This is a genomic window from Paraburkholderia pallida (assembly GCF_004524855.1).
GTDB classification, from domain to species: domain Bacteria; phylum Pseudomonadota; class Gammaproteobacteria; order Burkholderiales; family Burkholderiaceae; genus Paraburkholderia; species Paraburkholderia oxyphila.
In genome coordinates, this window is the sequence record NZ_CP038150.1 from 969,672 (window position 1) to 994,536 (window position 24,865).

At 60.8% G+C, this 24,865-nt stretch carries 26 protein-coding genes; 11 read left to right on the top strand and 15 right to left on the bottom strand.

From position 1 onward, the window contains the following. The 8 genes from E1956_RS30855 to E1956_RS30885 all read right to left on the bottom strand — a co-directional run bounded on the left by E1956_RS30855 (position 1) and on the right by E1956_RS30885 (position 7,383). Complete coding sequence (locus E1956_RS30855; RefSeq protein WP_134756374.1) at positions 1-288, bottom strand: hypothetical protein; 288 nt, start codon at positions 286-288, stop codon at positions 1-3. A 220-nt stretch (positions 289-508) separates the two neighbouring features. Further along, positions 509-1,963 (bottom strand): DUF2252 domain-containing protein, encoded by a 1,455-nt coding sequence (locus E1956_RS30860; RefSeq protein ID WP_232071906.1) that lies wholly within the window; start codon positions 1,961-1,963, stop codon positions 509-511. Between the two features lie 56 nt (positions 1,964-2,019). Next, positions 2,020-3,747 (bottom strand): SulP family inorganic anion transporter, encoded by a 1,728-nt coding sequence (locus tag E1956_RS30865; protein WP_134756376.1) that lies wholly within the window; start codon positions 3,745-3,747, stop codon positions 2,020-2,022. After that, positions 3,744-4,544: a potassium channel family protein gene (locus E1956_RS30870; protein ID WP_197732920.1), complete on the bottom strand. Its 801-nt coding sequence runs from the start codon at positions 4,542-4,544 to the stop codon at positions 3,744-3,746. The genes E1956_RS30865 and E1956_RS30870 overlap by 4 nt, the downstream gene beginning before the upstream one ends. A 312-nt stretch (positions 4,545-4,856) precedes the next feature. Then, positions 4,857-5,000: a hypothetical protein gene (locus E1956_RS46375; protein WP_167760176.1), complete on the bottom strand. Its 144-nt coding sequence runs from the start codon at positions 4,998-5,000 to the stop codon at positions 4,857-4,859. A 148-nt stretch (positions 5,001-5,148) separates the two neighbouring features. Next, positions 5,149-5,562: a DoxX family protein gene (locus E1956_RS30875; RefSeq protein ID WP_134756378.1), complete on the bottom strand. Its 414-nt coding sequence runs from the start codon at positions 5,560-5,562 to the stop codon at positions 5,149-5,151. 127 nt (positions 5,563-5,689) lie between these two features. Further along, positions 5,690-6,130 carry a nuclear transport factor 2 family protein gene (locus E1956_RS30880; RefSeq protein WP_134756380.1) on the bottom strand — a complete coding sequence of 147 codons (441 nt, stop codon included), beginning with the start codon at positions 6,128-6,130 and terminating at the stop codon, positions 5,690-5,692. A 62-nt stretch (positions 6,131-6,192) separates the two neighbouring features. Then, positions 6,193-7,383 (bottom strand): OmpP1/FadL family transporter, encoded by a 1,191-nt coding sequence (locus E1956_RS30885; RefSeq protein WP_134756382.1) that lies wholly within the window; start codon positions 7,381-7,383, stop codon positions 6,193-6,195. A 641-nt stretch (positions 7,384-8,024) separates the two neighbouring features. Between E1956_RS30885 and E1956_RS30890 the strand changes: the two genes are divergently transcribed. The 6 genes from E1956_RS30890 to E1956_RS30915 are packed head-to-tail and all read left to right on the top strand — an operon-like array spanning position 8,025 to position 13,994. Then, on the top strand, positions 8,025-9,632 hold the full coding sequence (locus E1956_RS30890) for an FAD-dependent monooxygenase (protein ID WP_197732921.1): 1,608 nt from the start codon (positions 8,025-8,027) through the stop codon (positions 9,630-9,632). 2 nt (positions 9,633-9,634) lie between these two features. Next, positions 9,635-10,711, top strand: a complete 1,077-nt coding sequence (locus E1956_RS30895; RefSeq protein ID WP_167760177.1) for a VOC family protein — start codon at positions 9,635-9,637, stop codon at positions 10,709-10,711. Positions 10,712-10,767: 56 nt separating this feature from the next. Beyond that, positions 10,768-11,781: a fumarylacetoacetate hydrolase family protein gene (locus E1956_RS30900; RefSeq protein ID WP_134756386.1), complete on the top strand. Its 1,014-nt coding sequence runs from the start codon at positions 10,768-10,770 to the stop codon at positions 11,779-11,781. Continuing rightward, positions 11,778-12,794 carry an NADP-dependent oxidoreductase gene (locus E1956_RS30905; protein WP_134756388.1) on the top strand — a complete coding sequence of 339 codons (1,017 nt, stop codon included), beginning with the start codon at positions 11,778-11,780 and terminating at the stop codon, positions 12,792-12,794. The genes E1956_RS30900 and E1956_RS30905 overlap by 4 nt, the downstream gene beginning before the upstream one ends. Positions 12,795-12,798: 4 nt before the next feature. Beyond that, positions 12,799-13,725, top strand: coding sequence for a 3,5-dioxohexanoate:acetyl-CoA acetone transferase (gene kce / locus E1956_RS30910; protein WP_134756390.1), 927 nt, complete (start codon positions 12,799-12,801; stop codon positions 13,723-13,725). A gap of 41 nt (positions 13,726-13,766) precedes the next feature. Then, on the top strand, positions 13,767-13,994 hold the full coding sequence (locus tag E1956_RS30915) for a hypothetical protein (RefSeq protein ID WP_134756392.1): 228 nt from the start codon (positions 13,767-13,769) through the stop codon (positions 13,992-13,994). On the opposite strand, the gene E1956_RS30920 is transcribed toward E1956_RS30915, so the two are convergent. From E1956_RS30920 to E1956_RS46380, 3 genes are read right to left on the bottom strand one after another with little or no spacing between them, the layout of a single operon-like run. Next, positions 13,975-14,721, bottom strand: coding sequence for a TetR/AcrR family transcriptional regulator (locus E1956_RS30920; protein ID WP_134756394.1), 747 nt, complete (start codon positions 14,719-14,721; stop codon positions 13,975-13,977). The genes E1956_RS30915 and E1956_RS30920 overlap by 20 nt on opposite strands. A 16-nt stretch (positions 14,722-14,737) precedes the next feature. Then, the gene (locus E1956_RS30925; RefSeq protein ID WP_134756396.1) at positions 14,738-15,442 is read right to left on the bottom strand and encodes an NAD(P)H-dependent oxidoreductase; all 705 of its coding nucleotides are present in this window, start codon (positions 15,440-15,442) and stop codon (positions 14,738-14,740) included. Continuing rightward, positions 15,439-15,600, bottom strand: a complete 162-nt coding sequence (locus tag E1956_RS46380; RefSeq protein ID WP_167760179.1) for a hypothetical protein — start codon at positions 15,598-15,600, stop codon at positions 15,439-15,441. Before E1956_RS46380 ends, E1956_RS30925 begins: the two co-directional genes overlap by 4 nt. Before the next feature lie 182 nt (positions 15,601-15,782). On the opposite strand from E1956_RS46380, the gene E1956_RS30930 reads away from it, so the two are divergent. The 3 genes from E1956_RS30930 (at position 15,783) to E1956_RS30940 (ending at position 17,918) form a co-directional block, all read left to right on the top strand. Next, positions 15,783-16,781, top strand: a complete 999-nt coding sequence (locus E1956_RS30930; RefSeq protein ID WP_134756398.1) for a GlxA family transcriptional regulator — start codon at positions 15,783-15,785, stop codon at positions 16,779-16,781. 64 nt (positions 16,782-16,845) lie between these two features. Then, positions 16,846-16,989, top strand: coding sequence for an FAD-dependent monooxygenase (locus E1956_RS47745; protein WP_418789327.1), 144 nt, complete (start codon positions 16,846-16,848; stop codon positions 16,987-16,989). Between the two features lie 242 nt (positions 16,990-17,231). Then, a complete protein-coding gene (locus E1956_RS30940) occupies positions 17,232-17,918 on the top strand; it encodes a TetR/AcrR family transcriptional regulator (RefSeq protein ID WP_134756400.1) in 687 nt (228 codons plus the stop codon). A gap of 63 nt (positions 17,919-17,981) precedes the next feature. On the opposite strand, the gene E1956_RS30945 is transcribed toward E1956_RS30940, so the two are convergent. The 3 genes from E1956_RS30945 to E1956_RS30955 form a co-directional block, all read right to left on the bottom strand. Further along, the gene (locus E1956_RS30945; protein WP_134756402.1) at positions 17,982-19,694 is read right to left on the bottom strand and encodes a thiamine pyrophosphate-dependent enzyme; all 1,713 of its coding nucleotides are present in this window, start codon (positions 19,692-19,694) and stop codon (positions 17,982-17,984) included. 137 nt (positions 19,695-19,831) lie between these two features. After that, on the bottom strand, positions 19,832-20,806 hold the full coding sequence (locus tag E1956_RS30950) for a helix-turn-helix domain-containing protein (RefSeq protein WP_134756404.1): 975 nt from the start codon (positions 20,804-20,806) through the stop codon (positions 19,832-19,834). Between the two features lie 110 nt (positions 20,807-20,916). Further along, positions 20,917-21,234, bottom strand: a complete 318-nt coding sequence (locus E1956_RS30955) for a DUF4148 domain-containing protein (protein WP_134756406.1) — start codon at positions 21,232-21,234, stop codon at positions 20,917-20,919. 289 nt (positions 21,235-21,523) lie between these two features. On the opposite strand from E1956_RS30955, the gene E1956_RS30960 reads away from it, so the two are divergent. Both E1956_RS30960 and E1956_RS30965 read left to right on the top strand, forming a co-directional pair. After that, entirely contained in the window at positions 21,524-22,918 is a 1,395-nt protein-coding gene (locus E1956_RS30960; protein ID WP_134757912.1) for a cytochrome ubiquinol oxidase subunit I, read from the top strand. A gap of 34 nt (positions 22,919-22,952) precedes the next feature. Further along, positions 22,953-23,942 (top strand): cytochrome d ubiquinol oxidase subunit II, encoded by a 990-nt coding sequence (locus E1956_RS30965; RefSeq protein WP_134756408.1) that lies wholly within the window; start codon positions 22,953-22,955, stop codon positions 23,940-23,942. Between the two features lie 118 nt (positions 23,943-24,060). Here the strand turns inward: E1956_RS30965 and E1956_RS30970 are convergent, their stop codons facing one another. Further along, positions 24,061-24,846: an alpha/beta hydrolase gene (locus E1956_RS30970; protein WP_134756410.1), complete on the bottom strand. Its 786-nt coding sequence runs from the start codon at positions 24,844-24,846 to the stop codon at positions 24,061-24,063. Between the last annotated feature and the right edge of the window lie 19 nt (positions 24,847-24,865).

A 24,865-nucleotide genomic window follows, 5' to 3' on the forward strand; every position in this document is an offset into this window, starting at 1 on the left:
TCAGAGTTGCCCCGTTCCCGATAGCCAGACGATTACCCCGACGACGATGCCGATCGATGTGCAGACGGAAAGCTGGTACGGCACCGTGCGCACCCAGCCGGTCGCGACGAACGCCCGGTGTGCGACGAGCGCGCCCACGATGCCGAGCACCGAGCTCAGGAGCCAATATGGAAAGTACGCGCCGAACAGCACCCACGAAGGGGCGCCACGGAGCGAGCAGCCCGCGAGCGTCAGGCTGGCGAGGAGCGAACACGCGGCGGCGGATCTGGGCCATGTACGTTGTTTCATCGCTTTCGTGACTGGAACAAAGACTGGTCTACCACGGGTACGCACCATCCGTGCGTGCGGCGCCGGATGCCCTCCCTCTCTCCTTCGTGCCGTCCCTCCGCGGCAGGCCGGCCTGCACGGGGTGACCCGTGCAACGCGCTTACAGTTCGCTTGATACGCTCGTCGTGCCCCGGCGCCGGGTCTCCCCGGCAATGCGATGCATCATAGCGCGGTTCACTATTCAATCAGGCGTAGCCTGGATGCGTCCCGCCTTGACCGCCGCTTTCAGCACCGTCCAGTCCGCCTCATTCTGTTCCGCATAGGCCAGCGCGAACCGTTCGATGGCCTCGTCGAAGGCGCTCGATTTACCGACGTAGCCGTTGATCAGCGCCGGATCGCCCGCCTTCGCCATCGAGTGCGCCAGTGCGTATGCACACGACACCGCATATTCGCCGAGGTCTTCAACGTCGAAAGAGGCGAAGTCGAATGCCCCCTTCATGTCGCGCAACTGCCGGACATAGAAGTCGTTCTCTGTGTGGTGCATCCTCGACCAGCCCAGAAAGATGTCGCTGGCCGATTGCAGCAGACGCTGCCCGGTCACCACGCGCTGGCCATGATTGGAAAAGCGGCTGGGCGGCAGATACCCCTCCAGGACCGAAGCGCGGGCCTCCTTGAGCTGCAGGAACAGCGGGCACTCGCCGTCGGCCATGAAAAGCGCCTCGTAGCAGCGCGTCCCTACCGACCCGACGCCCACGACGCGAATCGCCACATCCACCAGCTCATAACGATCGAACAGTGCGCGCCGGTCGTCGGGCAGGGTCAACCGGTAGTCGGCGAAGAAGCGCCGGACCAGCCCTTCGTATTGTTTCCGATCGTGCGGGCTCGCGAGCGGCACGTGGTACACGAGCGGCGGCATGTCCTTGATGCGCAGCTTGCCGTTGACGAGCTCGGTCTTGTGACTCATCAGCGAGCGCGACGACTGCTGTCTCGCCTTCTCGATCACGGCCAGTTCTTTTCTGCGTTCCTCCGGCGAATCGGCAATCGCCAGCATGCCCGCCGCCTTGAACTGGTAGTACCAGATGTCGAGCGTGTCCATGCGGCTGAAGTCGGCGATCCGTTCGCGGAACGTCTCGCACAGCCGGCGCACCAGGGCGCGCTGGTCGCGCGTGGCGAAACCACGCTCGCGCGCGGCAATCACGAACGAAGCGGCCAGCCTGCGCACGTCCCAGTCGAACGGGCCGGGCAGCGTTTCGTCGAAGTCGTTGGGCCCGAAAAGCACGCGCCGCTCCGGGCTCGCGAACAGGCCGAAATTCGCCAGGTGGGCATCGCCGCCCAGTTGCACGTTCACATCCGAATGCGGCAGTTTCGACAGGTCGTGCGCCATCAACGGCGCGGCGCCGCGATAGAACGCGAACGGGTTCGCCACCATGCGCCCGTAGCGAATCGGTATCAGCTCCGGCACCCGGCCCACGTTGGACGCCTCGAGCAGCGCGAGAGGGTCGCGCTTCTCGATCTTGCAGTCCGCGAGCCTCGCGCGCGGCACCTTCGCGCGGGCCGCCTTGCCGCGCTGGGCGCGTGCCGCCGATGCGCCCCGCCCGGCGAACAGCATCGACGGGTCTTCGTGCGTTTCCGGCGTCTTCGGATCAGGACCTGGCGCAGCCGATGCGTTGCGCTTTGCAGCAGCGAGTTCAGACACGTTTCACCCCTCTTATGGATTCGATTTCGAAGTGGCTTTGCTCGATGGCCCGCGCATCATTCCGATTTGGCATCGGGCGCGGCCGTGGGCGGCGCAAGATCGCGCAGTGTCTCGATGGCGGCATCCACTGTCGCAAAGATCTCGCGATGCGTGCCGCGCGTACGCAGCGCCCGGTACCGGTCGAGCTGCCGCAGCACCCCGGACGGCAGCGCGACCGCGGCAACGCCCACGCCGCGTCCGGCCAGTTCCCCACTCAGCTGGACCAGCGTCTTGCCCGCCGTGTAGTCGATATTGTTGATCTCCGAGGCGTCGATCACCACCCAGCGCAACGGCGAACTCGCCTCGTTCACGACCTGGAGGACTTCTTGCGTAAAGCGGCCCGCATTCGCATAGAACAAATCGGCTTCGAACCGGTAGACGACGATGCCGGGCGACGCGAGCACATTCGGCTCGACCGGCTGCGAGACCCAGCGGCCTGCCGGGCTGCGCGTCATCACGCGCGTGCGCAGGCGGTAACTGTGCCGCGCATGCGCAATCAGCGAGAGCACGACGGCGGCGAGAATGCCGTGCATCACGTCGACGAACACGACCACGCACGCCGCGAGCAACGCCACCACGAATTCGTCCTTCTGCATGCGATAGAGCTCTTTCATGCCCTTCACATCGATGAGCTTCACACCGATCATGAAGACGATGGCCGAGAGCACGGGCGCAGGCAGCAGACTGAGCGGCTTCGTGAGGAACAGCAGCACCAGCAGGACGATAAAGGCCGTGGTGAGATGGACAAACTGGGTGCGCCCGCCCGCATCGTCGACCATCTCGGTCTTGGTCGGACTACCGTTCACGACGAAGGTGCCCGTGAACGCAGCCGCCGCGTTCGCGGCCGCGAGACCGATGATGTCGGCATTGTCGTCGCCCTTCTCGTTGTAGCGGGTCGCGTAGGCGCGCGCCGTCGCCGCGCTCTGCGCGATGATGACGATAAAGCACGAGGCGGCGGTGGCCAGCACCTGGTTGACCTCGTTCATATGCAACGGCGGGAGGAACAGTGACGGCAGCCCGCCCGGCACCTCGCCCGTTACCGCAATGCCGCGCGCCGCGAAATTGAACACGCCGCTCGCCACGATGGCGCCGATCACGGCAATCAGCGCACCGGGCGCACGCGGCGCCACGCGCTTGCAGCCGACGATCACCACGAGCACCGCGATCGAGAGCGCGGTCGTTGGCAGACTGGCCGCGCCCACGCGCTGCAACACGGACACGATTTGCATGATAGGCCCATGCCCTTCTTTGGCGAGGCCGAACAGTCCCGCGAGTTCACCGGCGGCGACCTGCACCCCCACGCCGGTCAGAAAGCCAATGAGCGCGCTGCGGGAAAGAAAGTCGGCGAGAAAACCGAGGCGGAAAATCCGTGCAATCACGAGCATCACGGCGACGGTCAGCGCCACGGTGCTCGTCAAGCCGACATATTCCTTGCTGCCCAATGCGGCAACCGCGGTCAGCGTACCCGCCAGGATGGCGGCCGTAGCGGAATCCGCGGCGACGACCAGTTGACGCGACGCACCAAAGATCGCGAAAGCGATCAGCGGCAGCAAGATCGTATAGAGCCCCGTGACGGTGGGCGTGCCGGAGATTTTCGTGTAGCCCATCACCTCGGGGATACCCAGGGCGGCCAGCGTGATCCCGGCGATGATGTCGTGCGGGAGCTGCGCGGCATTGAACGGCAATAGCCCCTGCAGAAACGGCAGGCGATGCGGTTGAGGCTGCGTGGAGACTGCAGGCTTCATGGTGTTGTCTCCAGTTGGGTGGTCAGCTTGCCTACCAGCGCATCCGCAACGATATCATCGGCAATGATCACGGCGGACGCCCCTGCGCTCTCGAGCAGCCCCTTTCTCAAGGGATTTTCGCCGGGGACGACGATTGCAAGCGTTGCGTTCAATGTGTGCGCCAACAAGGTGATCGCCAGATTGTTGTTGCTGTCGGGCGTCGTCACGACCAGCGCCCGCGCGGTGTCCAGCCGCGCATGCCTGAGCACGTCGTCGAACACGTCCGGCGAACCCAGCACGACCATATGGCCGCAATCCGCGGCACGGTTCGCCTGATCCTGATCGCCGACGAGCACGAGCACCGTCTGCCCCGCTGCGCTCAAGCGGTTGGCGACCAGTTCACCGAGCGTATGAAATCCCACCACGACGACATGCCTGGCGAGATGGTCGAGCTTGCGTTCCATGATCCTGTTCTCCCGGTAAGCCATCACATCGTCACCTGAAAGCATGCCCGTCAGCCTTGAAACCGCGAATCCCCCGATCACCAGCGTGGCGAACATGGCCAGCAGCATGAAGACCTTCTGAAACTGATTGAACTCGGAGAAGTCCCCGACGGTCGTGACGAGATTGACCCCGTCCCAGAGCCCCGTGAACACCTTGTCGAAGAAAGACGCAGGGGACCGGTCGAGCACGACCAGCCCGGTGGTGGCCACGACAAGCAGCAGAACGAGCAGGCCAATGGTATGGTGGGCGCGGCGCCGCCATTCGCGAATGCGAACGACGCCGAGACGCGGCTCAGCGACGCGATAGATCCACATCGTTACCTCGTGCAAACAGCCTGGTCATGGCCTTGGACGGATGAGTGCGATGCGTGGAATGGACGAAATGCGAGACCCCCTATTCTGCCCCTTTCTTCTGCGGGAGGAAACGATAGAAACGCAGCGTCGCAATCCGCGCGCGCCCGCTTCCCGAATATTGCGCCGCAGCGAACAGGCCCGGATCGCCAGAATGAACGTAAATTGAACGCCAATGCAAGTCTGCATACGTTCGCGAGTCAGCGCCCTTCAATCGTCCATTGTGGCGCACGTTTGCCGACCCACGCGGCGACGACGAAAGGACAAGCCGGCCGCTTACGGCGTCGTGCGAGCCATCGCCTCCAGGAATCGTTTTTTCAACTCGCCTTCGAAGAAACGCCGTGCCATGTCGCGTACACCGTTTGCGACAGCATCGATGGGTCGACAAGAAAAATAGTAAGAAACCAGAATCTTTAACATTGCAAGCCCCTCTCATCTCTGTCGCGATGCGGGTGATGAGCCATGATCAAGCAAGCCGGCAAATCGCGCTGACGCTTTTCCGCCGCAGACAACAGAGGAAACGAGCACTTGCACGGTCATGCATGTGCCCGCCCTCTGGAATCGCTTTTTAACTCGCCTTCAACGAGGCGTTGCGCGACGTCGTCCGTCCGTCAAGGCTGAACGCGCCTGCACCAAAGTACGTCACTTGAAGAAGACCACCGGCGATCATCAGATTTTTCAGGAAATGAATCATCTGATTTTGATCTGCAAAATTTCTGTGGAAATAACTCGCCGCGACCACGGAGAAGACCGCCAGAACGAATGAGACGAGGCGAGCCCGGTATCCGGCGATCAGCAAAGCTCCACCACCTACCTCGATACAGACTGCGAAGATAAATGCCAGTGGCGGCACCGGCATGCCAACTGCCTTGATAAAGGCGACGGTGGTGCCGTACGCGGCGAGCTTGCCTAGCCCGCTCATCAGGAACGGTGCGCCGAGCAAAATGCGGCCCACGAGCGGAAAGAACCTGGAACTGTCCATAGCGATAACATCCTTTGAGAACGATTAAGTGGAAAAAGAAAATGAGTCGGCCGGTGTCCACCTTCACCCTCTCCGAATTTTGAATATCAAGTTACTGACGCGTGCTCAACGCTTTGCGGAAATTCCCTCACCACCGACTTTTTCGGTCTTTCCACAAAAAGCGATCGGTGTCTTCCGAAACATAGTCTGGATCGAGGTAGATCGAGACGCGTTCGATTAGCCCGCCCCGAATCTCGAACACATTGCAAAAGCGCCCGCCGGCTGTCATCCCACCATGCCATTCTTTGCCGGATCTCAATCGTCCTGACGAGATCCCCTCGACGACCACCTTGTCGCCGGCTTCTATGACTGTCGTTCGGTCGATATAGTGTGTCAGCCTCTCGACTTGACTTTGCAGACCTGTCAGGCAGGCAACAAAATCGTCCCGCCCCTTGCCGATGCCGAATTTTGGAAAGTAGAACTCGAAGCCGTCGGCGAAGAGCTCCAGAAGATCGGGGGCGCCGCGGTCGAGCCTGTCGAAATAAGCGATGGCGACATCAACCGGGGCAAGTATCACGTTGCCTGTCATGTCTTTCTCCTATAAAAGAGGATTTTCGGCTTCCATGTGAAGCCTTGTCTTGCGATGCGCACTCAGAATTTTTTCGTGTAGGTGAAGGACACGAGATTTTCATTGGCATAGGGATTGGCACCCGCACTCACCCCAGCGCCGTTCACTTGCACGCGTGGCGAGACCGCATACGCGAACGATATTTCCGACATCTTTCCTGTCTTATAAGTCGCGCCGATCGTATAGGTTCGATTGGGCGTGACGGGAACGAGAAATGTGAACGCCGTGTTTTGCGGCGTCAAGATTTGATCGGTATATTCAAATCCACCGCGAATCGTCAGCTTGTCGTTAACCTCGTATTGCACGCCAATGCGATAAGCATTGGTATTGCCAAGACCGAACCCGGTCCCGTTGACGTCACCCAGGGGCACCGAGAAGTTGATGGGATTTCCGAGCACGTGCGTGCTGCCGTACATGAACCGGATCCAGTCGAATCCGAGCAGCAACTTGGGAATGGGTCGAACCGCGATACCGACGCCATACTGTGCCGGTTCATCGAATCGCCCGCCGTCTGCAAAAATATGACTGTATTTGTGCCACGGAGCATATGAGATTTTTGAGGCATAGAACGCCCCGATCGAAATCTGTGACGTGATCTCACTCATCCAGCCAATTTTGAATCCGATACCAGGCGTCCAGTCTCGCCCCTGGTTCGGCAAACCCGATTGAGCCTGAACACCTTCGATATCAACGGTCGACAGCGCGCCGACCACAGACAGCGAGAGCGCATTGTTTTTATTTCCATCAAAGCCAAAACGATAGGCAACCGTGGGTGCAAGGTGCATGAAGATACCCTGCGAAAACGTGTGCGAATTTCCCGGAACGCCGCCGTACGCGTCGTGGTAACTGACCTGCGCACCCGATGCCCACGACGTCAGACCGAATACAAGCGAAGGCGATATCGACTTGACATAACCGAGCTCCGGCAGCGCCGTGACACCCCCCCTCGTGTGATAGTCCGTGCCGTCAAGCTGTTGCCCCGCCTGGAGGAAGAGCAGGCCTAAACCGAGATCCAGGCGGTCGCCGGTGAACGCGATACCTGCTGGATTGGTCGCGGGCGCGAGCGCAGATTCGCCGGTCGCGATGCCTACGCCGCCCATCCCTTCCTCACGCGTCCCGTACCCGGTGGTATAGATGCCGGTGCCTGCATAACTAACATTCGCCATACCGGCTGCAATTGCCACGGCTAGCGATATGACTCTGCGCGGGTCCATCTCGTCTCCTTTACTATCCTGTTGATTGAATTCTTGCGTCACAACGAATCGTCCTGATCTCTTCTCACGCAGCCATCATGGGATTCAGCCGACCCTGATTAATATGGATTCCTTACCATCCATTCGATGACCGGATAGCGAATTCATTGTGACCCAGGCCAATCACGCAATGTCCAGCGACCCACGCACTACAAGACTTCCGCTCCCGTCGCGAACGATCGTGGCGGCCCACTCACAGCTAGCTGGCGACTTCGACAACTTACGCCACGGCTCTTCGAGTCCGTCACTGATCAGGAGCGCGCCTTCTTGCGGACTAGTCAGGATGACTATTCTTTTGCCGCAGTCGCCAACAACAATTTTTGGCACCCGGGTACGTCGCGAAAGACGCCTGCCATGGCCGACTTGGCTGGCTGATGGGAGGCAGTATAGTTCTCCACGGTCGTGGAGTTTATAGGGGACGTCCCTACCCTGGACAGGTAGTCAAGCGAGCCAGCTTATGGGGCCACAAGCAGGCGCCAGCCACTCAACCAAATAATCTCCACGATCGTGGTATTTTTCAAAAAGACGTGCTAACCTGAATTCGTCAGTTGCAGTACCCATCAGAGACGCCCGCCAGGGCCAGAACATGAAGGAGATAGATCTTGATCGACGTACCTGTCCTCGTTGTGGGTGCGGGCCCGGTCGGGCTCGCTACGGCTTTGGAGCTTCAGTCACGGGGCATCCGGGCACTCGTAGTCGAACGCAACCCCGCTACCACGCGCCATCCCAAGATGGATGTCACCAACGGCCGCAGCATGGAGCACTTCCGCCGCCTCGGCGTTGCCGAGCGCATTCGCAGCGTCGCCGTGCCGCCCGAGAACTGCATGGATGTGGCCTGGGTCACCCGCCTTAACGAGTGGGAACTGACCCGCTTCCCCTACCCCGATGTCCATACCTGGCGGGAACATATCCGCAGCCACAATGACGGCTCCCAGCCGCTCGAGCCCAACATGCGCCTCAGCCAGGTCGTGCTCGAGCCCACCCTGCGCGACATTCTCAGCGAGTCGCCGCTGGTCGAGCTTCGCTTTGGCTGGGCCGTGCAGCGCTTTGTTCAGGATGCCGATGGCGTCACCGCAACGATTCGCGAGACGGCAACCGGCAAGACCGAAGAGGTCCGCTGCACCCTGCTCGCCGGATGCGATGGCGGTGGCAGCATCGTGCGCGAATCGCTGGGCTTCTCCTGGGAAGGCCAGTTCGCGGTCGCGCGCTTCTACATGGTCCACTTCCGCTCGCAGGCAACCGATCTGCTTCGGCGTTTCGGCGTTGCCTGGCACTACCAATCACCTGTCGGCGGAACCCTGATCGGGCAGGACGACAACGACACCTTCACGCTGCATAACATCCTTGCCGAGGGCGTGGATCCGTCGACCATCGATCCGCGGCAACTCGTCTATCAGTCCATCGGCACCGAATTCCCGCTGGAAGTCCTCCAGGCCAACCCGTGGACCCCGCACCTCGTGCTCTCGACCGGTTACGGCCAGGATCGCGTCTGGCTGGCAGGCGACGCCGTCCATCAATACATCCCGACCGGCGGCTACGGCATGAACACCGGCATCTGCGATGCGGTCGATCTGGGCTGGAAGTTCGCCGCCGTCCTCCAGGGCTGGGGCGGCCCGAAGCTGCTCGAGAGCATCGAGGCGGAACGGCGACCGGTCGGCGCCCGCAATCTCGAGGCGTCCGGTGCGCACATGGGCGTGCGCTTGCGCATCGCGCAAGCCTATGATCCGAAAATCCATGAAGACAGCCCCGAAGGCGCTGCCGCGCGCGAGGCCTACGCCAGCCTCATCAAGGAGCTCGGCAACGCGGAAAACGAAGCGATCGGCATCGAGCTCGGGTTCCGCTATCGCGGCTCGCCGATCATTTGCGGCGAGGACAACGAGCCGGAATGGGACCTGCTCAGGTACGTGCCGAGCACGTGGCCCGGGGTTCGCGCGCCGCACCTCTTCCTTCAGGACGGCCGCGCCATCTTCGATCTCTTCGGTCAGTGGTTCACGCTGCTTCGCTTCAACGACGCCAGTGCCGAACCGATGATCGAAGCCGCCCGCGCACGCGGCGTGCCGCTCACTGTGGTGGACATCCGCGACGAGCACGCACGGGCCATCTATGAGCGCGACTTCGTGCTGATTCGCCCGGACCAGCATGTGGCATGGCGTGGCGATGCCATGCCCTCGGATCCGTATGCCGTCATCGATCGAGTTCGCGGAGCGTGATCATGGAAGACCACGCCAGCTCAGACGAGAAAGGGGACCTCCGGCCGATCGAACGTCCGGAGCCGATCGTGCGCGCCAATGCCGTCGCTCATGTCGTCTTTGAACGAAGCGACGTGAACAAAATGGGCCAGTTCCTCGAGGATTTTGGCTTCAAGCCCTGCGAAGGAACATCGGGCGCAACGCGGTTTTTCCGGGGCTACGGCACGTTTCCCTATTGTGTCGAGCTTATTCCCGGTGAGCGCGATGCGTTCGTTGGATTTGCGCTTGCTGCCAGCCGTGCCGAAGACCTCCAGACGCTTGCCGATGCAGAAGGGGTTGAGATCGAGCCGTGCGACGGTCCAGGCGGTGGCAAGCGGGTTCGCTTGACCGATCCGGACGGACGGCGTGTCGACTTCATTCACGGATTTTCCGCCGCACAGCGAATGGAAACGCGCGCCGATCTGGTTGCCATCAATACGCCAATGGACAAGCGGCGCATCGATGCACCGATTCGCACGCCGGTGCAGCCGGCGCCGGTCTTCCGTATCGGCCATGTCGTCCTCCAGACACCTGACTTCGACGCAACCGCCGGATGGTACATGCGGCGCTTCGGTTTCATTCCGTCCGACGTTCAGTTGCTTCCGGACGGCAGTCCGGTGCTGGGATTTTTCCGCTTCAATCGTGGCGCGGAACCTGCCGACCATCACAGCCTCGCGATCCTCGAGGGGCCGGCACCGGCGCTGCTGCATATCTCGACAGAAACCTTCGATATCGAAGCGGTCGGCCAGGGGCATCAGTATCTGCGCGCACAGGGATGGACGCCTCATTGGGGCATCGGCAGGCACAAGCTGGGTAGCCAGGTCTTTGACTACTGGAAAGACTCTGTCGGCGACGAGTGGGAGCACTACGCGGATGGCGACGTGATGACCGATCAATACCCCACGGGCTATCACCCGCTCGAGAGAGGCAGCCTGTGGTCATGGGGTGACGACCTCCCTGACTCGATGCGACCGAGCCAGCCTGCTCCCGCGGATGCTCCACCGAGGGTCAAGGCATTCCTCGAAGCGCTGCTCAAGCAGCCCCGCCCGTGGCTGCGTTGAGACCCAGCCCGCAAGACTCTACTCAATCATTCAGGTAAGCGAAGAGGTAACTCGACATGGCCGTACTAATCCTTCGATATCGCGACGACAATGGCGCATCCCGCTGGGCCAAGCTGTTGTCTGCACCGCCCACAACGCCCGATGACGTCATCGATATCATCGACATCCCCATCACGCCCAATTCCACGACCGAGGCCGTCATTGCCGTCTATGGACGCAATCCGGAGCTCTTCGACGATGGCGACGCCGTCAAGATCAAGGCTGCGCAATTGCAGAGTCCGGTGACCAGCGACGCCACCCTCCTCTGCCAGGGACTGAATTACGCGAGCCACGCCGCCGAAGCGGGCCATCACGTACGCAAGCAGAACCTCCTGTTCGCCAAGTCGAGCAGCTCCCTTTGCGGCCCGTACGACGACATCGTCCGGCCAGCGGGCGTGGAGCTGCTCGATTACGAGCTGGAAATTGGCATTGTGCTGCGCTCGAAAGTGACGGCCGGCACCGTCGTGGACAACACGAACGTAGGCGACTACGTCGCCGGCGTGGTGCTCTGCAACGACGTATCCGCGCGCGATGTCATGTTTGGCGCGTCGTTCTTGCAGTGGTATCAGGGAAAGAGCTACCGGACCTTCTGCCCTGCAGGACCGCTCCTTTACCTCCTGGCGCCCGACGAAGTCGCCACCGCGCTCATGAACCTGGAGATCTCCCTGACCTATCAGGATGTCGAGCGACAGCGCGCTGTGAGCTCGGATCTGATTTACAAGCCCGCCGAGACGCTTACACAGATCGCGGCGATCATGGACCTGAAGGCAGGCGACCTGATCCTCACCGGTACACCAGGCGGCGTCCTTGTTCAAGGCACCCCGAAATTTGTCGACACCGTCAAGACACAACTTTTCGACGACGCACGCCGTCGAGAGGAGATGGTCGTCGAGATGAAGACGCTCGCTGACTTCCTGCAGCCTGGCGAAACGCTCGCATTGACGATGCGCGACCTGCATAGCGGCCTCAGCCTGGGGGGCCAACTTAGCACCATCGCGGAGGGCGCCTCTGGCGGCGCGCCAGCAGCATGATGAACCGTCGTGTGATCGTCAAAGAGCGACCGCAAGGCATACCGCTTGCCGAGCACTTCGAGCTGGACTCCGCGCCGCTCCCGGCGCTCGCCGAAGGCCAGATACTGATACGCAACCATTACCTGTCAGTCGACCCGGCGATGCGCGGCTGGCTGGCCGATGCCCAAAGCTACGGCGCCCGGATCGAGATTGGCGATGTCATGCGCGCGTTCGCAGTCGGTGAAGTCATCGACTCCCGCAACCACGCCTTCGCCCCCGGTGACAGGGTCATGGGCCTGTTCGGCTGGCAGGAACACGCGGTCGTCGACCCGGGCTCAGTCCTCTTGCGCATCAGTGACCACGACTTTCCGATGTCGCTGTCGCTCGGCGTGCTGGGGCTCAACGGCGTAACGGCCTACTTCGGCTTGATGGACGTGTGCGCCCCCAAGGCAGGAGAAACCGTGGTGGTGTCGACCGCCGCCGGCGCGGTCGGCTCATGCGTGGGTCAAATGGCCCGGATTCTCGGCTGCCGCGTCGTAGGCATTGCAGGTGGGCCCGAGAAACGCAGGCTCTGCATCGACGAGTTCGGCTATGACGAAGTGCTCGACTACAAGCATGAAGCGGACCTCGAAGCCGCCATCGCGCGCGCATGCCCGAACGGCGTCGACGTCTATTTCGACAACACCGCCGGTCCAATTAGCGACGCCGTGATCCGGCATATTTCGGTGGGCGCGCGTATCGCCGTATGCGGCACCGCGTCCATTTCGAGTTGGGATCCGTGGCCGTCCGGTCCTCGCTACGAACGGCAACTGCTGGTCAAGCGTGCGACCGTGCGAGGCTTCATTGCGCTCGACTACGTTGATCGCTATCCGGAGGGCGTCGCCCAGCTAGGACGCTGGATCAAAGAAGGCCGGCTGCATTATCGCGAAGAAATCCTGGAAGGGATTGAACAGGCGCCCGCTGCGATATCGCGCCTCTATAGCGGCGAGAACCAGGGCAAGTTGCTGATTCGCCTTCCTGCATCGAAAGGATAAGACCATGTCAAAAGTGATTATTAGTTGCGCCATCACGGGCTCCGTCCATACCCCGACCATGAGCCCTCACCTGCCCGTGACACCCGATGAAATTGCGGCGCAGGCTATCGAGGCGGCTGAAGCGGGTGCCTCCGTGCTGCACCTGCATGCCCGCGATCCGCACAATGGCAAGCCCACCCCGGATCCGGAAGTCTTCATGCGCTTTCTCCCACGTATCAAGGAAGCGACCGACGCTGTCGTCAACATCACGACGGGCGGCGGTCAGGGGATGTCGCTCGAAGATCGGATCGCAGCGGCAGAACGCGCATCGCCGGAACTTTGCTCGCTCAATATGGGCTCGATGAATTTCGGCATGTACCCGATGCTCGCGCGCTATCAGGAGTTCAAGCACGACTGGGAACGCCCCTATCTCGAGGGGTCCCGTGACTGGATCTTCCGTAACACGTTCGGCGATATCGAGAACATCGTTGAGCGACTCGGGAAAGGTCACGGAACCCGGTTCGAGTTCGAGTGCTACGACATCAGCCACCTCTACACGCTCGCGCACTTTCTCGATCGCAAGCTGGTCACCCCGCCGCTGTTCGTTCAATCGATTTTTGGCATTCTCGGCGGCCAGGGGGCCGATACCGAAAACTTGCTCCATGCCAAACGTCTCGCCGACAAGCTTTTCGGCGACGACTACCGCTGGTCCGTGATGGCGAGCGGCAAGTATCAGATGCCATTCATCACAATGGGCGCAATTAACGGCTCGAACGTGCGTGTGGGCCTGGAAGACTCCCTTTACGCACGCAGGGGCAAGCTCGCGACCTCCAATGCGGAACAAGTTCGACTGATCCGTTCGATTCTCGAGCCCCTTTCACTCGAGGTCGCTACACCGGACGAAGCGCGCAAAATCCTGGATCTCAAAGGCGCCGACAACGTCACATTCTGAGCGTGGTGGGGAACGTGACACCTGCGCTGTATATGCAGCTCATGGCAGTAACCAACGCGATACGGGACGACGCACAAAACTCCATCAAGCCGTTCCCGTATCGCCCGCCATTCATGACGGCGCTGGGCAACCACGCCAGCGACCGCTTCATGAAACGCGCCGACAGCGAACAGTTCTGGCGCCGCTTCACGAACCGCTCGCTCGTGTACGAGACGCCACACGCTGCGCGCGACTGGACCTGTTCCGCCACTACGGTTCCTGTCGATTGAAAATCAGTGTCTCTACCGTTCGCCAATGCGCTTCGGCCACATTTGGGTCGGACGCCGAAATATTGGCCGTTGTCAGCATCTCCGTCCCAAAGCTGGACAGCGTGGCGGTCAGACTGATCAGCAGGTAGTGAAACATGATGGGCTCGACTTTCGGTAGAGCCCCTTCATCCTGCGCCTCTCGTATCTGTGGAAGCAGCCAGCCGATGAGCGGCTTCAGCACCGTGTCGGCGAACAACTGCAGCCTGGGACTATATCCAAGGGATTCCTGAAGCAGGAAACGATGGCACTCCGGATGTTCGATCGTGAACTGGAAAATGGTGCGGTACACGATGCGCAGCCGCTCCAACGTGCATGCGGGCGGCGTGTCCTTTAAACACTTCTCCCATTCGTGCTGGATCTGTTCGAAGACGAATTCCGCCGCCGCTTGCCACAGAATCTCCTTGGACCGAAAATGATAGGTAATGCGCGGGTGCTGCATCCCGGCACGATCGGCGATGTTGCGAATACTCGCGGCTTCGAAGCCCTTTGCGGCAAATTCCGCGATCGCCGCACTCAGAATGGAGGCCCGCGTTTCTTGCGCGCGTTGCTGCTCGGCCCGCAGGCGGTCGTCTGGCCGACCGCTTCTGGGACGCTCCTTCTTCAGTGCGGTGCGGGGTGGCATTTGATCGCTCGAGTGACAGGCGGACAAGACTCCTGACTGGCGAGTTTGCTCATCGGCGCTCATCATCGTTCAGCCCCTCGGCTCATGATGACTTCGGATACATGTTCTCGTCGAAGTCATCGAGACTGGGAAACGCGAGTGGTGTCTCTTCTTCCAGGGACGAAAGACGCTGGCGCCACGCCTTCAGCAACGCCAATCGCTCCTCGTTGCTCACATAGGGCACATGCCACCCGACAAATGGCGCAAGTACGTCAAGTCCGGTATAACCCAACGTGCCCTGCAAGAGATGTCTCAACATGCCCTCGATTGGGCCGTGGACGCCGTCGTTGCCAAACATGTGCGCCTGTCCGCCCAACGTCACGCTCACAATGGCACGCTTGCCGCGGAGCCCTCCCCGGTCATAGAAGCGTGTGCCGCCGTAGACCGTGCCGGACACGAGGACACGGTCGAGCCATCCCTTCAGGATGGCGGGCGTCGAAAACCAGAACACCGGAAAGTTCAATACAAGCAGATCGCATTGCATGAGCTTGTCCAGCTCCCGCTGAATATCGGGGCTTATCGTTCCATTGGAGACGCCGTGGCGCTGCTCCAGGGCATAGACGCAATAATCAGGATTTGCCCGGTTGCCGAAGTCGTCGACGGATGCGACCGGATTAAACCCCATTGCATAGAGATCCGAGACTTGCACATCGTGCCCGCCTTCCCGGAACACTTCGATTGCGGTGTCTTTCAGCGCCGAGCTGAATGATTTCGGCTCCGGGTGAGCGTGAACAATTAGAACTTTCATCGGGAGATCACTCCAATCAAGAGAAGCGCGATACAGGCCAGCGCTGCCGTCACGGCGACATAAGCCCCTGCCGTGGTATAGCCCAGATGGAACTCCTTCATTCCATGAGCCCATTCTTCAGCAGAAGGCCCGATTGATTCATCAACATTACTTTGCATAACTGACTCCAATCGATGAGATTGACTCGACCTATCCCCAACTTCTGCGCGACTGCGCTTAAGTTGGCGAACATCGCAACGCGCTCAATCGCTCGGAGTACCGCTTGCGAATGAATCAAGTTTCCGCGCTAGCCGACTTGCTGTACATTGTCTAGACTGACATTTAATGTGCGAAATCAGACATGCACCGCGCCGCCATTCTCGTGTATGACAATTGTTACGCTTCCAGCGCCGGAGGCTTTGCAGACATACTCCAGATCGCGAACTCGCACTTGCGCCGGCAGCAAAGCGAGGCGGGCGCGCTGTTCGACTGGAAATTCGTGTCGCCTGCGGGAGAGCCTGTTAGAGCAAGCAATGGCCTCGTGCTGAGCACACAGCCGATCCGCCCGCGGGAGCGGTTCGATCTGATCTTCATCCCCAGCGCACACTATGGAGGCAGCACTGCATTGGACCGGCTATTGGCGAGCCAATCTGCGGCGTGCGACTGGCTGGTCAGTCAGTGGAACGCCGGAGCCTGGCTCGCGGCGAACTGCACGGGGACCTTTGTCCTCGCCCAAACCGGCCTCCTGGACGATCGGCCCGCCACGACGACCTGGTGGTTGGCCGAGCAGTTTCGCAGCAAATTCCCGCGCGTCAATCTCCAGCTGGAACCCGTTATCACCGAAGCCGACCGGTTAATTTGCGCCGGCGCCTCTGCGTCGTATCTTCTGCAGACCATTCATATCATCGAGCGCTTCGCCGGGCCGACGATTGCCTCGCAATGTGCCAAGACGATGCTCATCGATGTCAGCCAGACCAGGCAAACACCTTACCTGCCCCTGCTCACCGACAAGGCGCATGCAGACTCGCTGGTCCATCGCGCGCAGCATTGGCTGCAGAAAAACATGGCGAAAGAAGTCAAGATGTCGGAAATGGCAAACAAGTTGGGGGTCAGCGAACGCACCATCATTCGCCGGTTTCAAGCGGCGCTCAATCTGGCGCCGCTGCGCTACTTGCAGAGCCTGCGTATCGAGGCGGCGCGCGGCCTGCTGGAGGCGGGCGATCTCAACGTCGAGGCGATTGCGGCAAAGGTCGGTTACAACGACGCAAGCTCCTTTTGCCGGTTGTTCAAAGAGAAGGTTGGGCTCAGCCCAGGCGCCTATCGCAGTCGCTTTCGTCCATCGACCACGGCCGACGAATAGTATTTTCCGTGCATAGGAACTTTGAAATGCGCGAGGCGGACCTGGCACGCTGCGAGAACGTCCTCTGCGGCGGGTTCGCGAGACGGCAACCAGCAAGACCGGGGAGGTACGCTGCGCCCTGCTCGCCGGATGCGATGGCGGCGGCAGTATCGTGCGCGAATCGCTGGGCTTCTCCTGGGAAGGCTTGCGAGCCGTCGGCTCGACATGAGACGGTTGACTTGCACCCGGCTGCTTGGCCGCACAGGCGCTCGTGGCCGCATTGATCGGCTGGGCGCCTGGATCCGGCCCCTTTCATCCGGTCCGGCAGCGTGACATTACTTCCCCAGCCACTTACCTTGCCGCAAACGCGGCACGCCTTCACGCTCAGATCCCTCTGAAAAGGGCTCATACTTGCAAACCCGAGCAGCCAGCGTATATCCTGCCCCTTACGGATGGCCCTTCTGAAATGATATGAGTCGCACACTGAACACTGACAAGACAACCAAGACCGCTCTTGAATCGCCATCACTCGGACGTCGGCATGACGCGAATCGGCGTGAGCAATCTCGCTCCATCGAGACTCGCCGGGCAATCATGGACGCTGCGCTACAAGAATTCGCCGAGCGCGGCTACGATGGCGCAAGCATGCGTCGTATCGGCGAACGGGCTGAGCTTGAGTACACGCTTATTACGTATCATTTCCGTAATAAAGAAACGCTCTGGCGTGCCGTTGCTGAAGATGCCTTCGCGCAAATCGAGGCTAAGTGGAACGAGGCAATCCCGGTCGATTCGGACATGTCTCCTGCCGACCGGGTGCGAGAGGAATTTCATAATTTCCTCAAATATACGATTGAGCATAATGCCTTCCATCACTTCATGCTCCGCGAGAATGTGGGCGATAGTCCAAGGCTGACCTGGTTAGTGGAAAATGTTGTCTCGAAGACAATGAACCGCATCTTGCCGCAGATTCGCGCGGCACAGGCCGAGGGAACACTCATCAAGGGCGACCCCAACCTGATTTGCTACATGCTCATCGGCATGACCTCTGTCCTTTCCTCCCTGAAGGGTGAAATGAGAGAGATGATAGGTTTTTCGATCGACGACCCTAAATCGGTGAACCAGTACTGGAAGTTGATTGAGAAAGCCGTGTTTCGCTAGCGGCATCAGCGCGGGTCCAGGACCCGCGCTCACACGAAGTTTCGAACTGAACGAGACACGCGGTCAAAGGAAGTTTTCACGCACCATTTCCAGCACATCCGCGCCACGGCCGTTGAGGACGGCGCGCACGGAGTACAGGGCCATGCCGATCACCGGCTTGACTTCGAAAAACGGCGGTTTGACCAATTCCAGCGGGTTCACGACGACATTGAGAAGCGCGGGACCGGGTTGTGCCAACCAGTCCTGCACGGCGCCCGGAAGCTCGGAGGCCGACCGAACCGTTTTCCCCCAAAGGCCAACGGCCTCCGCCACTTTGCCGAAGTCCGGGTTTTTCAGGTGCGTGAACGTATCGAGCATGCCCTCGGACTTTTGTTCGATTTCCACAAAGCCCAGCTTGCTGTTGTCGAACACGGCAATCTTGATGGGCACCTCTTCCTGGATCGTGGTGAGGAGTTCGCCAAACAGCATGGCAATCCCGCCATCCCCACACAGGGCAATGACCTGACGATCAGGTGACGCCTTTTGCAGACCGATTGCGCTCGGTAACGCGGTCGCCATGGTGCCATGCAGAAGGCTGCCGAAAATCTCGCGTTTGCCGTTGGCCTCGAACAGGCGCAGCGCCCACACGATCGGCGATCCATCGTCTGCGCATATGAGCGCATCGTCGGCGGCATACTGATCGATCACCGATGCCAGATACGAGCCGGGAATGGTGTTGTTGCGTCCGGGTACGAGCTGCTTTCTGGCTGACGCCATGGACTCGGCGTAGCGTTTTACGTACTTCTGCTGAAACGACGCATCGCCGTTCAGTTTCAGATGCGGCAGCAACGCCGCCAGGGTGGGCTGGATGTCGCCGACCGCGCCCAGCGTGATGTGATGGCGCCGTCCCAGATGCATGGGGTTGATGTCGATCTGGACGATCGTGGCCGCGTCGGGATAGAACTGACGCCACGCAAAATCGGCGCCCAGCAACAGCAGGGTGTCGCATTCGAGCAGGGCGTTGTACCCGGCTTCATTCCCCAGGATGCCTGTCATGCCGATGTTGTACGGATTGCCAGGCTCGAGAAAGCACTTTGCGCGAGACGTGTGGGCAACGGGCGCCTTGAGCCGCTCCGCCACCGCCATGATCTCGTCTAGCGCCCCCTCGCAGCCGGAGCCCGCATAAATGGCGATCTTTCTGCCTTCGTTGAGGGTCCGCGCGATCTCCTTGATCTCTTCGTCAGACGGCCGGATAGTCGGGCGACTTTGATGAACGCGATAAGGAAAGTCTTCTTTCACTTCACCGTGAGAGACATCGACGGGCACGATCAACACGGCAACGCCGCGTCTGGACAATGCGGCCTGGCATGCCATTACCGCCTTCTTCCTTGCCTGCTCGGGCGTCAGGATCATGTCGCAGAATACCGAGCACTCCTTGAAGACGGTGTTGAAGTCCACCTCCTGAACGAATTCGAAACCCATCTCGCTCATCGCGACCTGACTCGCGATCAGGACGACAGGTGCACGATTACGATTGGCTTCATACAATCCGTTGATGAAATGCAGGCTGCCTGGACCGCAGCTCCCTGCGCACGCGGTCAGGTTGCCTGTGTGGAGCGCCTCTGTTCCCGCTGCAAAGGCGCCGGCCTCCTCGTGGCGCACGCTGACCCAATCAATGGAGCTACGCTCCAGATGCTCGGCGATCAGGTTGAGCGTATCGCCCACGATGCCGTAGCAGCGCTTGACACCCGCTTGTTCAAGGACTTCGACGATGACTTCCGCAACTTTCTTGCCCATATGAGGACTCCGAAAAATGATGTGACGCGCAGTAATGCCCTCGGGAATCAGCGCAGGACTCGGGTTCGCATGACGCTGCTCCAGGAGCTAGCGTGACACCGTTTCAACGTCGATGTTTCATGCCACGAACGGCAACGTTACGTTTCGCACGACAATTCCTCGGCTACCTGCGCGCGGTAGCGAGCCGGCGTCTCGCCTACGCGCTGCCTGAACACGGTCGTAAAATGCGCCTGCGAACGAAAGCCGGTTTCGAGCGCGATATCGAGCACGGACCGCCCCGAGGTCGCGAGCAGCAACTGAGCCAGTTCGACACGTCTTTGCAGCAGGTAATTGTGCGGGCTCATGCCGGTCGCTACGCGGAACTGCGCGGCAAAATGCATGCGCGTGAGACCCGTGCTTTGCGCGATATCTTCCAGCCCGATCGGATCGGACAAATGCGCATCGATGAATTCGATGGCCCGTTTCAGCCGCCAGCGTGGGAGTTCCGTGACCGTGCGCTGCGACTTTCGCCCGCCGTGGATCTCACGCGATAGCAGGCGCGTGACAATGGCAATGCCAACGCAGTCAGCAAACAGCTCGTTGACTGTCGAGCCCTCTGCGTGTGCCCACACGAGTGCACATGCAAGCCGGGACACGGCGACATCGGGCACGATCGCAGCGTTTCCCAGCATCACCTCTTGCGCGGGTGGCCGGCCGCAGACATGGGCATAGCACTCGTGCAGCAGTGCCTGCGGCACGTACAGATGCAGCACGTCGCAAGGCGCTCTGAACAGTGCGCTGACGCCCTGCCCGGTTTGCGTAATCTGCGTCACCCCTGGCGTGACCCGGCCGTCGTGAATCACACGGGCGCCATGACTGAACCTCAGGTCGGTCGACTGCAAGCTGACTGCAATCGTATGAAAGGCCCCTTCACCCTGATTGGCGACCGGCGCCGCGCAAGGCGCGCCAAGCGTCCAGCGCGAAAAGCCAAGCGAGCGGTCTTGCGACGACGAACGCGTGCCTTGCCGTCGTGCATCACAGCGCCACGACGTTTCCCTCACGATCAACGGTGGGGTCGAGCCCGCCTCCAACGGCGCCGTCAATATGGCGCTTCTTTCCGGCAGTGCTTTCACGTTGACACTCCCTGGCGTGACGTTTCACAACGCGCTCATCCGCCGAACCGGCGGGAGCAAGCCGGATGCGCGCATCCCGATTGCTCCCTCGCCGGCGCGCACGACCGCGCTCACGGGTGAGCGTAGATCGACGCTGTATCGTTCATCGCGAGCGCAGCACCCGCCTGCGAAGCACCGGACAGTGCCACGCCACCCGTGGCCTGGGCCGCGGGCGACCCGTCGTGAGCCGCCACTTTTGCTTCGGCAGCCTGAATGTCGGCGGGGTAGTACAGATCGGAGCTGGCCGGGTTATAGCCAGCCTGCTCGACGCGAATCAGATCCGCGCTGACTTCGGCGCGAGTGATCGGCGCATCGGTGGCCTGCGCACAGGCAAGCGTGGGCGCACCAAGAACGCAGGAGATCAGGACTGCGGGAAGAAGCATCTTCATGATGGTCACCTTGAGAGGGGTTAGCGGCCACATCCGCAAGAACACGGCCATTGAACTCTCCACATGGATTGGCGAAGAGTTGAGATGCATTCTGCGCACCCCCTACTTTCCCAAGTCTGACCCGCTGATTACAAGTTGGTTATCTGTTTCGCCCTTCGCATCGCCTGAGCCCGCCCGAATCGCGTGAGCACGCAAACAGCGTGCGATTCCTGAACTCGAGGGCAATTGCTCAAGCCCCGCGTCCCCTGAACGATCATGATTGAGTCCACTTTATCCAAGGAGACTCATGATGCTTGCTGACGCACTCCATCTCTCACGAACCCAGTTTGCGATGACCGCGATCTTCCACATTCTGTGGCCGATCCTGACCATCAGTCTTTCGGCATTCCTGCTGCTGGTCGAAGTGCTGTGGATCCGCACCGGAGACGTGTTGTACTACAGGCACGCCCGCTTCTGGGGCAAGCTGCTCGCGCTCAACTTCGCGGTCGGCGTAGTCAGCGGCATTCCGATGGAGTTTCAGTTCGGCACCAACTGGTCCGGCTTTGCTCAGTTCAGTGGTCAATTCTTCGGCAACATTCTGGGTTTCGAAGGCGCCATGGCGTTCATGCTCGAGGCCGGGTTCATCGGCGTGATGATGCTCGGCTGGGGACGTGTGCCGCGCGGTGTACATTGCTTCGCGACCGGCATGGTGGCGCTCGGGTCCACGCTTTCCGCATTCTGGATCATGGTTGCCAATTCGTGGATGCAAACCCCCGCCGGCGTCACCGTCGTCAACGGCAAGATCGTGGTGACGGACTATCTGGCGGCCATCTTCAACCCCGATATGGTGTGGGGCGTGCTGCACATGTGGATGGCGGCAATCGAAACGGGCATGTTCGTGATCGCGGGCCTCTCCGCGTACCACTTGTTGCGCGGCCGGCATGCCAGCTTCTTTGCGCGTTCGTTCAAGATTGCATTGACGGTGCTCGTCTTCGTCGCACCCGTTCAGCTCTGGCTCGGCGACTCGAGCGGCGTCAGCGTGTTTGCAACTCAACCGGCGAAGGGCGCAGCCATCGAGGGGCACTGGGAGACCAACAAGCCCGGGACTGGCGCCGCATGGTCGCTCCTTGCCTGGCCTGATCAAAAGAAGCAGCGTAACGACTGGGCGATCGAAATCCCCGGGCTCCTCAGCATCATCGGGACTCATTCATTGCATGGTCAGGTGAAAGGACTCACGGACTTCCCGCGCGCCGACCAGCCGCCCATGCTGCCGCTCCTCTACTATGCATTCCGCTTGATGGCGGGCATCGGCTTCGCGTTCACGCTACTCGCGTTCTGGACCGCATGGGCGCTGCGTAAGGCGCGGGGCAGTCTCGCGCACCTCGTAGCACAGCGCAAGCTGCTGCTCGCATGGGCGCTCTGCATCCCACTGCCCTACCTGGCTGTCGAAGCCGGGTGGATCGTGCGCGAGGTGGGGCGTCAGCCGTGGGTCATATACGGGTTGCTGCGCACCAGTCAAGCCGTGTCCAGTGTGCCGGCGAGTGACGTTGCCGCGAGTATGGCGATGTTCTGCACGTTCTATCTCGTCTTGCTCAGCAGCTTTTTCCTTCTCGCACGACGTTGGCTGAAGAACGGACCCGACCTCACAGCCACGCCACCCGTGCCCTTGACCGCCTCGCCCCAGCCCGCGGCGAGCGGCTACTGAGCCCCCATGTCCCCTGTCAAAGTGAATTAGCGCAATGGATAACGTCACTCATTCCCTGCTTGCCCTCACGTGGTTCGGCCTGATTGGCCTGATGCTGGTCTTCTACGTCGTGACGGATGGATTCGATCTTGGGGTGGGCATGCTCACCCTGCTGAGCAAAGCGCGTGAAGACCGCGACGTCATGGTTCAGACCATCGGTCACGTCTGGGACGCGAACGAGACGTGGCTCGTCGTGCTCGGCGGCGCGTTGTTTGGTGCATTCCCCGCAGCCTACGCGATCCTGATGCAGGACCTCTATCTGCCCGTCATGGCGCTCATAGCGGGACTGATCATGCGTGGGGCGGCGATCGAGTTTCGCCATAGCCCTCACTACGGACGGCTATGGGACGCGGTGTTCGGTGCGGGCAGCCTCGTGGCGGCAACAGCGCAAGGCGTCGTGCTCGGCAAGGTGATTACGGGATTCCTGCCTGGCGAGTCCAGCACGTTGTTCATCGCCGTCACGGCATTTGGCGTAGTCACCGGCTACCTGTTGCTCGGCGCAACCTGGCTTGTGAGCAAGACCGTGGGCGCGCTCGCGAATTGGGCCCGCTGGCTGGCCTTGCTGAGCGCGGAGCTCACCGTCGCTGCCGCAGTCGTTATCAGTGTAGCCACCTGGTTTGACAGCGCGGCTATCCACGCACGCTGGTCCGATCCGCGCGTGTTTGCCGTGCTTTCGGGACTTTGCGCATGTGCCGTACTGGCCTATGTCTGGCTCGTCGCATCGCTTTCATGGGGACGAGAACGACAGCCATTCCGGGCTGCCGTTACGCTCTTCGTGGTGTCGTTCGCAAGCCTTACTATCAGTCTCTATCCCGACTTCGTGCCCGGAAAGCTCACAATCTTGCAAGCGGCATCGGATAGCAGGACCCTCGAATTCATGTTGACTGGGATCGGCCTGATGTTCCCGGTCATGATCGGCTACAACCTGTATCAATACTCGATTTTCCGCGGCAGGCAAGCTCCGGTCGATGCCATAAACCGTTGAAACACCCGACACAATGGCCACTTTCGTCCTCTGGAATCGGTGAATCGGGCGCCTCGCGATCGATTTCGAGTGCTCTGCCGCGTGGATGCGAACGGCTGCCGTTCGTGCGCTCATGCGTTCACTGCGTTTGCTGTCCCGCCGCTTCCAGAATCAGGTCGGCGACCTGCTGCGGATGCGAGATCAACGAGACATGACTCGCATTGATCTCGACCGTATGGGCGTTCATGCGCTTTGCCATGAACCGCTCGAGATCGGGGTTGATGGTGCGATCTTCAGTCGACACCGCATACCACGTGGGCTTGTCGTGCCATGCCGCAATCGTCGTTCTGGCGGTTGTGATCGCCCGGCCTGCCGGCTGCTGGACCGCATAGTAAGCCTGCGCTTCCTGAATGGGCAGATCGCCTGCGAAGTCTTGCACGAAGGCATTTTCGGAGAGTTTTCCGTAGCCATTCGCAGACCACTGGAGTCCCTTCGATGCGGGCGCGGCCGGGAACTTGCGGGTCAGCGCGGCGTAATCCTCGCCGGCGTCCGGCGCCCGGGCCGCGATATAGACGAGGCCGCTCACCTTGGGATCGTCGCCCGCCTGGCTGATCACCATGCCGCCATACGAGTGCGCGACCAGCAGCGTGGGCCCGTCTTGCTGGTCCAGTGCCCGCTTGACGGCATCCACGTCCGCGTCGAGCGACGTGGTCGGATTCTGGACCGAGGTCACGTGCAGCCCTTTGGCCTGCAGCAGCGGGATCACCTTCTCCCAGCTCGAACCGTCGGCATACAAGCCATGTACCAGCACGATATTGTGCACCGGCGCTGGCGTCTCTGACGCGTTGGTTTGTGCCCACGCCGCATTGCCTGCCAACGCGATGGAAAGTGTGGCCAGAGCCGCGCCAAGCTGTCGAACCTTCATTTGAATCTCCTTTGTTTCA